The organism is Brevibacterium sp. 50QC2O2, assembly GCF_024580675.1.
GTDB lineage: Bacteria > Actinomycetota > Actinomycetes > Actinomycetales > Brevibacteriaceae > Brevibacterium > Brevibacterium moorei.
This window is the reverse complement of sequence record NZ_JANIJZ010000082.1, coordinates 1-243: the sequence shown is the minus strand read 5'-3', so window position 1 is coordinate 243 and position 243 is coordinate 1. Positions and strand designations below refer to the sequence as shown.

Sequence of the window (243 nt, the reverse complement as noted above, 5' to 3'; positions counted from 1 at the left end):
ACCAACTCCCCGAGGCTTATCGCAGGTTACAACGTCCTTCATCGGCTCCTGATGCCAAGGCATCCACCATGCGCCCTTCACCACTCACCACAACACACACAGCAGAAGACCAACCGGCCTCCCACCCAGCGTCTGGTGGGGTGGATAACACAAGAAACACACACACCAACCACACCAGCCAACCCGACACCAGACTCACGCCTGACACCAGCCAGCCCATGGTTGGGCGACAAAATCACACAC

At 58.0% G+C, this 243-nt stretch carries 1 rRNA gene; it reads right to left on the bottom strand.

Features of this window, described 5'->3' with window-relative positions:
- Positions 1 to 90 (bottom strand): 23S ribosomal RNA (locus tag NQ038_RS15730); the annotation flags it as partial.
- Between the last annotated feature and the right edge of the window lie 153 nt (positions 91 to 243).